General features: G+C 68.7%; 4 protein-coding genes. All 4 read right to left on the reverse strand.

Annotated features, from left to right (window positions below; genetic code table 11):
- Positions 1–258: VOC family protein (locus G3A44_RS23060; RefSeq protein ID WP_510587269.1), on the reverse strand; the 258-nt coding region annotated here is incomplete at its 3' end.
- 45 nt (positions 259–303) lie between these two features.
- Positions 304–1,164: a shikimate dehydrogenase gene (locus G3A44_RS23065; protein ID WP_239062065.1), complete on the reverse strand. Its 861-nt coding sequence runs from the start codon at positions 1,162–1,164 to the stop codon at positions 304–306.
- A 192-nt stretch (positions 1,165–1,356) separates the two neighbouring features.
- The gene (locus G3A44_RS23070) at positions 1,357–2,364 is read right to left on the reverse strand and encodes a TRAP transporter substrate-binding protein (RefSeq protein ID WP_163460099.1); all 1,008 of its coding nucleotides are present in this window, start codon (positions 2,362–2,364) and stop codon (positions 1,357–1,359) included.
- 90 nt (positions 2,365–2,454) lie between these two features.
- The coding region (locus tag G3A44_RS23075; protein ID WP_163460100.1) for a TRAP transporter large permease subunit at positions 2,455–2,899 on the reverse strand (445 nt) is incomplete at its 5' end.

The raw sequence follows: 2,899 nt of genomic DNA on the forward strand, positions 1-2,899 counted from the left end.
GCGCTCGGTCAGCGGCGGGGCGCCGTTCAGGCCGCCCTCGGCCACGTCCTGGTGGGCGTTGATGATGACGTTCATGCCCCCCTGGCGGTAGAGCAGCACCTCGCGCGAGCGGTGGCGCGCCACCGGCAGGAAACCCAGCCGCTCCAGCTGCTGGCCCAGCGCCTGCGGCCGGCTGGTGGCGTATTCGATGAACTCGATGCCCTGCAGGCCCAGGGGGTTGGGCTGCGGGCCCAGGGATTCATGCGCGAGGGTGTTCATGGAAGCTCCCGTTGTGTGTGTGTTGGTGCTGGCCGGCGCGCGCGGTCAGGCCTGGGCGGCCATGCGGGCCATGACCAAGCCGCGGAAGTGCGCCTCCACCCGCGCCGCGTCAGCCGGCCGGCCGGTGAACAGCTCAAAGGCGCCCAGCGCCTGGCCCACGGCCATGCCGCCGCCGTCGGAGATGGGGCAACCCAGGGCGCGTGCGGTGCGCAGCAGCTCGGTTTCCAGCGGGAAATACACCACCTCCGACACCCACAGGTCCGGGCGCAGCAGCGCGGCGTCCAGCGGCAGGCCGGGGAGCTTGGCCATGCCGGTGGGCGTGGCGTGGATCAGGCCGGTGGCGCCGGGCAGGGCAGAGGCGGCGCTGGGGTGGGCCACGGCCTTGCCGGCGCCGTAGCGGGTGTTGAGTTCATCGGCCAGCGCAGCGGCGCGGGCCGGGTCGGCGTCCACCAGGCGCAGCTCGCCGGCGCCCAGACGCAGCACGGCATGGGCGATGGCAGCACCGGCGCCGCCGGCGCCCAGCAGGGCCACACGGGCCAGGTCGGCCTGGGGCAGGGCGCGGGTGAAGCCGCGGGCCCAGCCGGAGCCGTCGGTGTTGTGGCCGATGAGGCGGCCGTCGCGGATGACCACGGTGTTGACCGCGCCCATGGCCTGGGCCTCGTCAGACAGCTCGTCCAAGTGCGGGATCACCGCCTGCTTGCAGGGGTAGGTGATGTTCAGGCCGGCAAAGCCCATGGCCTTGGCGGCGAACAACAGCGTAGGCAGGTCAGCGGGACTGCCACCAAAACGGTCCAGGTCGATGAGCTGGTAATGCACGCGCAGGCCATGCTCCCGGCCTTCCTGCATCTGCATGGAAGGGGTGAGTGACTGCTGGATGCCCGAGCCGATCAGGCCCAGCAGCACCATGTGCGGCACGTCATCGGGGGTGATCGCGGGGGCCGCGGCCGTGCCAGAGGCGAGCGAGGCCAGTGCCGGGTCCTGGACCAGGGTGTTCATCGTGGTGTCCTTGTGGGAAAACGAGCGGCGCACACGCCCGGAGAAACGGCCGGCGGCCGCGCCGGAATCAGGCGGCGGCGGCCGGCGTGCGCAGCGTGCGCCTTACTTGCGCAGCTTGGCCAGTTCGGCCTGGATGTCGGTGAGCGTGGAGCCCAGGGCGGCGCCGTGCTTCTCCACCACCGGCTTGAGCTTCTCGCGCAGCTTGGCCTGCTCGGCGGCCGAGAACTCGGTCACTTGCATGCCGGCGGCGCGCAGCTCCTGCAGGTCGTCGGCCGACTTGTCGCGGTTGACCTTGCGCTGGTAGGCCGAGGCTTCCTTGGCGGCGTCCTGGATGATCTTCTGGTCGGCCGGGCTCAGGCCGTCAAAGATCTTCTTGCTCATGATGAGCGACTGCGGGTTGTACTGGTGGTTGGTCACCGCCAGGTGCTTCTGCACCTCAAACAGCTTGTTGGCCAGGATCACCGACAGCGGGTTCTCCTGCCCGTCGATGGCCTTCTGCTCCAGCGCGGCGTAGACCTCCGGGAAAGCCAGAGGCGTGGGGTTGGCGCCCAAGGCGCTGACCCAGTCGATGTTGATCTTGTTGGGGATCACACGCAGCTTCAGGCCGGCCACGTCGTCCACGGCCTTGATCGGCTTCTTGCTGTTGGTGATGTTGCGAAAGCCCAGCTCCACATAGGCCAGGCCCACGATGCCCTTCTCGCCCAGCATGGCGTGCATCTTCTGGCCAAAGGGACCGTCCACCACGGCGTCGGCCTCGGCCGCGTTGGCGAACAGGAAGGGCAGGTCATAGACCTCAAACGCCTTGACCTGCGAGGCCAGGATGCCGGAGTTCAGCTGCACAAAATCGATGGTGCCGCCCTGCAGGGCCGAGACGTTGGCGGCGTCCCCGCCCAGGGTGCCGCCCGCGAAGACATTGACCTTCAGGCGGCCGCCGCTCTTGGCCGCCACCAGCTCCGCGAATTTGGTCGCCCCCATCTCCAGCGGATGGCCCTTGGGGTTCTGCAGCGCGAACTTGAAGGTCTTCTCCTGGGCCGAGGCCACACCGGGCAGCAGGCCGGTGGCCACCACGGCCGCAGCGGCCACCAGGGTCTTGAGCATCAGACGTTTCATGCGTGTCTCCAGGCGCTTTGCGCGTTCAGTCAGGTTGCGGTTGAGGGACGGGAAAAAAGGGGGCGAGTCAGAGAAGGGCGGCCGGTGCGCTCACTGGGCGAACCAGCGCGCCGGCACCATCACCAGCGAGGGGAAGAGCACCAGCAGGAACATCACCGCGAACTGCGCGGTCATGAAAGGCAGCACGCCGCGGGTGACCTCGTCCATCTTCATCTTGCCCACGCCGGCCACCACATTGAGCACCGTGCCCACCGGCGGGGTGATCAGCCCGATGGCGTTGTTCATGATGAACAGCACCCCGAAGTACACCGGGTCAATGCCCGCGGCCTTCACGATGGGCATGAGCACCGGCGTCAGGATCAGGATGGTGGGCGTCATGTCCATGGCCGTGCCCACGGCAATGACCAACAGCATGATGGCGATGAGCAGCAGCGTGGGGCTGTCCATCAGCGGCTCCAGCAGGCCCACCATGGCGCTGGGGATGTCGGCCACCGTGATCAGCCAGGCGCTGACCATGGCCGCGGCCACCAGGAAC

The organism is Ideonella livida (assembly GCF_010499455.1).
GTDB classification, from domain to species: Bacteria; Pseudomonadota; Gammaproteobacteria; order Burkholderiales; family Burkholderiaceae_C; genus Ideonella; species Ideonella livida.